The sequence below is a fragment of the Streptomyces sp. SolWspMP-5a-2 genome (assembly GCF_900091845.1).
Classification (GTDB): Bacteria; Actinomycetota; Actinomycetes; order Streptomycetales; family Streptomycetaceae; genus Streptomyces; species Streptomyces doudnae.
Genome location: NZ_FMCI01000147.1, coordinates 84699 through 90976, shown reverse-complemented (window position 1 = coordinate 90976; position 6278 = coordinate 84699). Strand labels below are relative to the sequence as shown.

Sequence of the window (6278 nt, the reverse complement as noted above, 5' to 3'; positions counted from 1 at the left end):
GTCCCCGGTGGCCGTCCGGGTGCGGACGGCAGCGGTGGCGGGAGTCCGGGCCCCGGGGGCCGGGCCGGGGAGCGCGGGGCCACGGCGGGGGTGCGGATCGGGGTCGGCAGCGTCGTCACCGGGCTGGCCGCCGTCGGGGACGCGCGCCGCTTCGCCGACCTCGCCCTCGGCATCTGCCCCGCCACCGGTGGCACCGTCCGCCTGGAGGACCACCTGCCCGCGGCCCTCGTGGTCTCCAGCCCCGACCTCGGCCGGGCCCTCGCCGCCCGGGTCCTCGGCCCGCTGCTGCGGCTGGAGCCCGCCGACCGGGACGTCCTGCTGGACACCCTCGCCACCTGGCTGGAGTGCGACGGCTCGGCGCAGCGCGCGGGGGAGCGGCTCTACTGCCACCGCAACACGGTCCTGAACCGGCTGCGCCGCTGCGAACAGCTCACCGGACGCACCCTCACCCGCCCCGGCGACCTCGTCGAGATCGGCCTCGCCCTCACCGCGCGCCGCGTGCTGCCCATCTGACGGGCCCGCATGGGCGCCCGCACAACCGCCGCCGCCGTCCGCTGGGACCGTGCAGCGACCCGGCGCCCGCACCTGTACCGGCGCCGCGCCCCCGTGCTGTCGTGAGCTCCCCTTCCCCGGACCCGGGCCGCCCGGCCACGGAACTCAGGAGCCGCGATGCCCGCACCACCGCCCGGCCACGGACCCGCCCTGCGCGTGTCGGACGTGGACGTCCTCTACGGGAGCGCGGTCTCCGCGCTGCGCGCCGTCTCCCTCACCGTCCCGCACGGCGGTGTCGTGGCCCTGCTCGGCGCCAACGGCGCGGGGAAGTCCACGCTGCTGCGCGCCGTGTCGGGCACCCTGCGCCTGCACCGCGGCGCGATCACCGGGGGCCGCGTCCGCTACGGCGACACCGTCCTCGACGGCCGTGACCCGGTCGCGGCGGTGCGTGCCGGGGTGGTGCAAGTGCCCGAGGGCAGGCGGGTGTTCGCCGGTCTCACGGTGGACGAGAACCTGCGCTCGGGCGGTCTCGGCCTCGGCCGCCGCGCCCCCGGGCAGGTGGCGCGGGCCCGGGAGCGGGTCCTCACCCTGTTCCCCCGGCTCGCCGACCGGGCCCGGCAGCCGGCGGGCCTGCTCTCCGGGGGCGAGCAGCAGATGCTCGCCATCGGCCGCGCCCTGATGGCGTCCCCGCGGCTGCTGCTGCTCGACGAGCCGTCCCTCGGACTCGCCCCGCGCATGGTGGAGACCATCGCCGGGGTGATCCGCGAGATCAACACCCAGGGCACCGCCGTCCTGCTCGTCGAGCAGAACGCGGGGCTCGCCCTCTCCCTCGCCGACCACGCGTACGTCCTGGACGTGGGCGAGGTCCGCCTCTCGGGCACCGCCGCCGAACTCGCCCGCACCGACGCCGTGCGCCGCCTCTACCTCGGCGAACAGCCGGACGCCGACGACCGGGGCGCGGCATGAACGCCGAACCGGGTCGTGCGGGACGCCCACAGCGCACGGGAACGGAGCGCACGGGAACGGAGCGCACCGAACGCGTTGAGCGGACCGACCGGTTCGAGGGTGCCGCAAGCGGCGAGCGCGCGGACCGGGTCGAGCGTCCCGACCACGCCGACCACGCCGAACGGACCGACCGTCCCGAGCGATCGGCAAGCGTCGCGCGGACCGACGGCGTCGCGCGGGTCGACGGCGTCGAGGGTGTCGACCGTCCCGAGTGCGCCGAGGGTGTCGAGCGTGCCGCGAGCGCCGAGCCTGCCGACCGCGTCGACTACGCCAAGCGATCTGCAAGCGCCGACCGCGCCGCGCGGACCGACCGCGTCGAGCGGACCGACCGCGCCGAGCGGACCGACGGCGTCGAGAGCGCCGACCGTCCCGAGTGCGCCGACGGTGTCGAGCGTGCCGCAAGCGCCGACCGCACCGCCCGTCCCGAGCGGACCGACCGCCCCCACCGCGCCGAGCGGACCGACCCTCCCGCGAGCGCCGACCCTGCCGAGCGAACCGACCCTGCCGCACCTGCCCACCGTGCCGCCCGTCCCGCCCGCACCACCCCCTCCTCCCGCACCACTCCCTCCTCCCCCCTCACCCCCTCCTCCCGCTCGCCGCGCGTCCGCGCCGCCGTTCCTCCCGTGCTCGCCGTGCGCGGCGTCACCGTTCGTTTTGCCGGGCTCACCGCTCTCGACGGGGTCTCCTTCACCGTGGCGCCCGGCTCCGTGCACGCGTTGATCGGGCCGAACGGCGCGGGCAAGTCGACCTGCTTCAACGTGCTGTCGGGGCTGTGCCGCCCGGTCGCCGGGACGGTGCGGCTCGGGGACACCGAGCTGACCCGGCTCGCCCCGCACCGCATCGCCCGGCTCGGCGTGGCCCGCACCTTCCAGAACATCGTCACCACCGAGGGGACCGTCGCCGACAACCTCATGCTCGGCCGCCACGTGCTCACCCGGGCCGGGTTCACGGCCGCCGCGCTGCGCTTGCCCGGCGCGGTCCGCGAGCAGCGCGCGCACCGCGCCCGGGTCCGGGAGATCGCCGAACTCGTCGGCCTGGACGCCCACTTCGACACCCCGGTGACGGCGCTCTCCTACGGCGACCGCAAACGCGTCGAGTTCGCCCGCGCCCTCTGCCTCGAACCGGACGTGCTGCTCCTCGACGAACCCGTGGCCGGGATGAACGGGGCCGAACGCGCCCGCACCGCCCGGGTGATCGGCGAGGTACGGGCCAGGCTCGGCCTCTCCGTCGTCCTGGTGGAGCACGACATGGGCCTGGTCATGCGGCTCGCCGACGAGGTGACCGTCCTCGACTTCGGTCGCCCGCTCGCCCACGGCACCCCCGACGAGGTCCGCCGCCACCCCGAGGTGCTGCGCGCCTACCTCGGCGCCCCGACCGCTCCGGAGGAGACCCCCGTGACCGCCACCGACGCCCGTCAGGGGGACGCCCCGTGACCGTCCTGCTCGCCACCGTCCTCGACGGCCTCGCCCTCGGCGCCGTCTACGCCCTGGTCGCCCTCGGCTTCGTGATCGTCTTCAAGGCGTCCGGCGTCCTCGACTTCGCGCACGGCTCGCTGCTGCTCCTCGGCGGCTACCTGGTCGCCGTCCTGCACGGCACCCTCGGATTCGCGGGCGCAGCGGCCGTCGCGGTCCTCGCCACGGCCGCCGTCGCCGGGGCCGTCGACCGGCTGCTGCTGCGGCGCGTCGCCGCGGACCCGCACGCCGCGACCGTGCAGACCATCGTGACCATCGGCGTCGACATCGTGCTGCTGACCGACCTGTCCCGGCGCCTCGGCGGCGATCTGCTCGGCCTCGGCGACCCCTGGCGGGACACGGTGCGCACGCTCGGACCGGTGTCCGTCGCCGAGAGCAGGCTGGCCGCGGTCGCGGTCTCGGCCGTCGTCATCGGCGCTGTCTTCGCCCTCTTCCGGTACTCCGCCTGGGGATTGTCCCTGCGGGCGGCGGCCGAGGACCCGGAGGCCGCGGCGCTCCAGGGCATCAGGACGGCCCGGGTGCGCACCCTCGCCTGGTGTCTGGCCGGGGCCCTCGCCACCGTCGCCGCCGTCTTCCTCGCCGCGTTCCCCGCCCCCGGCCTGGACAGCGGCACCGGGCAGATCGCCCTCAAGGCGTTCCCGGCCGCCATCATCGGCGGTCTCACCTCCCCGCCGGGCGCCCTCGCGGGCAGCCTGCTGATCGGCCTGACCGAGGCGCTCGCCGCCGGGTACCAGTCCGAACTCCTCGTCCTGGGCGACGGGTTCGCGGACGTGGCGCCCTACGCCGTGATGATCCTCGTCCTGCTGGTCCGACCCGCCGGGCTCCTCGCCGTGAAGGGGGCGGCCCGTGTATGACAGCCGATTCCCCTTCCGGGCCCGGCTGTTCGGATCGGCCGTCGTCCTCTGCGCGCTCCCCTTCTACCTGGACGCCTTCTGGCTCCGCGTCGGCCTGTTCTCCATGGCGGCCGCGATCGGCGCCGTCGGCCTCGGCCTGCTCACCGGGACGGCAGGCCAACTCTCCCTCGGCCACGCCTTCTTCCTCGCGGTCGGCGCCTACGGCTACGTCTGGCTGGCCGGTGAGTCCGGTCCGGGTCTGCCGCCCGCCGCAGCCCTGGTCCTCGCCGTGCTCCTCGCCGGTGCGGCGGGCGGCCTGTTCAGCCCGGTCGCGGGCCGGGTGCGCGGCATCTACCTCGGCGTGGCCACCCTCGCCCTGGTCTTCCTCGGCCACCACGTCCTGCTCACCGCGGACTCCGTCACCGGCGGCTTCAACGGCCGCTCCGTGCCGCCGCTTACCCTCGGCGGCTTCGCCTTCACCGCAGACGGCCCCGAACTCGTCGTCCTGGGCGTGCCGTTCGGCGCCGAGGAACGCCTCTGGTACCTCGGCCTCGCGCTCCTCGCCCTCACCTGCTGGACCGCGACGGGCGTCCTGCGCGGCCGACCGGGACGCGCCCTTGCGGCCCTGCGCGACAACGAGACCGCCGCCGCCGTGATGGGCGTGCACCTCGCCCGCCACCGCTCGGCCGCGTTCGTCCTCTCCTCGATGTACGCGGGGCTCGCCGGAGTCCTGCTCGCGCTGGTCTTCCGCCGGGTCGTGCCGGACTACTTCGCCCTCGCCCTCTCCGTCGACTACCTCGCGATGATCGTCATCGGCGGGCTCGGCTCGGTCGGCGGGGCGGTGGCGGGCGCCGTCCTCGTCACCGCGCTGCCGCTGCTGATGACCCGCTACGCCGACCGGCTCCCGCTGGTCGCCGCGCCCGGCACCGCGGACGGACCGGTGGGCCCGACCGAGGCCGCCCGCTACCTCTACGGCGCCGCGATCGTCCTGATCCTGCTGTTCGCGCCCGACGGACTGCGCGGCCTGGCCCGCCGCGCCCGCGCCCGTGCCGCACCGGGCCGCCGCAGGACCGCGGCCCCGCCCCCTACCCCGCGCCCGACCCGCCCGCACGAGTCAAGGAGCACACCCCGTGAACCTCACGCGTCCCAGGCCCCGCACCACCGCGCTCGCCCTCGCCGCCGCCCTGCTGCTCGCCGCCACCGGATGCAGTTCCAAGGCCGACGGCGGCCGGGACGCCGGACGCGGCGGCGACGGCGTCGGCACCGGCCCCGGAGTCACCGCGACGACCGTCAGACTCGGCGCCCTCACCGACCTCACCGGCCCGTACGCCACCCTCGGCAAGAGCATCGTGCAGGCCCAGAAGATGTGGGCCGACCGGACCAACGAGGACGGCGGCGTCTGCGGACGGCGCGTCGAGATCGTCGTCAAGGACCACGGCTACGACGTCCAGCGCGCGGTCGCCGCCTACGCCGACCTCGCCCCGGACGTCCTCGCGCTCCCGCAGGTCATCGGCTCGCCGGTGGTCGCCGCGCTGCTCGACGACATCCAGCGCGACCACCTGCTGACCTTCCCGCAGGCGTGGGCCGCCGACCTGCTCGGCAAGGGCTCCGTCCAGGTCCTCGGCACCACCTACGACGTCGACATGCTCGCCGCCGTCGACTTCCTGGTGCGCACCGCAGGACTGCGCGCGGGCGACACCGTCGGGCACGTCTACTTCGAGGGCGACTACGGGGCCAACGCCCTGGAGGGTTCCCGGTGGGCGGCCGGACGCGCCGGTCTGAAGGTGGCCGCGCAGAAGATCAAGGCCACCGACACCGACCTGTCCGCGCAGGTGTCGGCGCTGCGCAAGGCGGGCGTGAAGGCGATTCTGGTCAGCGCTGGACCCGCGCAGACCGCCTCCCTGGTCGGCGTCGCCGCCTCCCGCGGACTGCGGGTGCCGGTGGTCAGCAGCGCCCCCGGCTTCGCCCCGCAGCTGATGCGGACGCCCGCCGCCCCGGCGCTGGCCGCGATGCTGAAGGTGGTCAGCGCGGCGCCCGCCGTCAGCTCCGACCTGCCGGGGGTGCGGAAGATGGTCGCCGCCTACCGGAAGAAGTTCCCCGGCTCGCCGGTCGACTCGGGCGTGCTCTCCGGCTACAACGCGGCCGAACTGCTGGGCGCCGACCTGAAGAAGGCGTGCGCGTCCGGCAGCCTCACCCGGGAGGGCCTGGTGAAGGCGCACCGCGCCCGGCACGACGCCGACACCGGCCTCGGCACCCCGCAGGACTTCTCCGACGCGGCCCGCCCCGCGAGCCTCGCCACCTACGTCCTGCGGCCCGACGCGAAGGCGGTCGGCGGCCTGGTCGGCGTCGAGGACGCGCACCGGGCGCCCGGGGTCGAGGAGTACCTGAAGTCCCGTACAGGGTGAACACGCCGGTGACGGACTGAAGCCCCGTACGCCGTGGGCACGTTGCTCACGGACCGAAGTCCCGCACGGAT

At 75.9% G+C, this 6278-nt stretch carries 5 protein-coding genes and 1 pseudogene; all 6 read left to right on the top strand.

The features are described 5' to 3' along the window. Positions 1–513 (top strand): PucR family transcriptional regulator (locus tag GA0115242_RS14710; protein WP_161353147.1); only part of this gene is annotated, 513 nt, incomplete at its 5' end. 156 nt (positions 514–669) lie between these two features. Then, positions 670–1458, top strand: coding sequence for an ABC transporter ATP-binding protein (locus GA0115242_RS14705; RefSeq protein WP_093828441.1), 789 nt, complete (start codon positions 670–672; stop codon positions 1456–1458). Between the two features lie 662 nt (positions 1459–2120). Beyond that, entirely contained in the window at positions 2121–2930 is an 810-nt protein-coding gene (locus GA0115242_RS14700; RefSeq protein WP_093828449.1) for an ABC transporter ATP-binding protein, read from the top strand. Further along, on the top strand, positions 2927–3823 hold the full coding sequence (locus GA0115242_RS14695) for a branched-chain amino acid ABC transporter permease (RefSeq protein WP_093828439.1): 897 nt from the start codon (positions 2927–2929) through the stop codon (positions 3821–3823). Before GA0115242_RS14700 ends, GA0115242_RS14695 begins: the two co-directional genes overlap by 4 nt. 103 nt (positions 3824–3926) lie before the next feature. Then, positions 3927–4739 (top strand): annotated as a pseudogene (locus tag GA0115242_RS14690) (branched-chain amino acid ABC transporter permease); the annotation flags it as partial. Between the two features lie 193 nt (positions 4740–4932). Continuing rightward, positions 4933–6207: an ABC transporter substrate-binding protein gene (locus GA0115242_RS14685; protein ID WP_093828437.1), complete on the top strand. Its 1275-nt coding sequence runs from the start codon at positions 4933–4935 to the stop codon at positions 6205–6207. Positions 6208–6278 lie beyond the last annotated feature (71 nt).

What these genes read in the sequence shown, in the direction of transcription:
- GA0115242_RS14705 (WP_093828441.1), top strand. Translation starts at nt 670, where the DNA reads ATGCCCGCACCACCGCCCGGCCACGGACCCGCCCTGCGCGTGTCGGAC.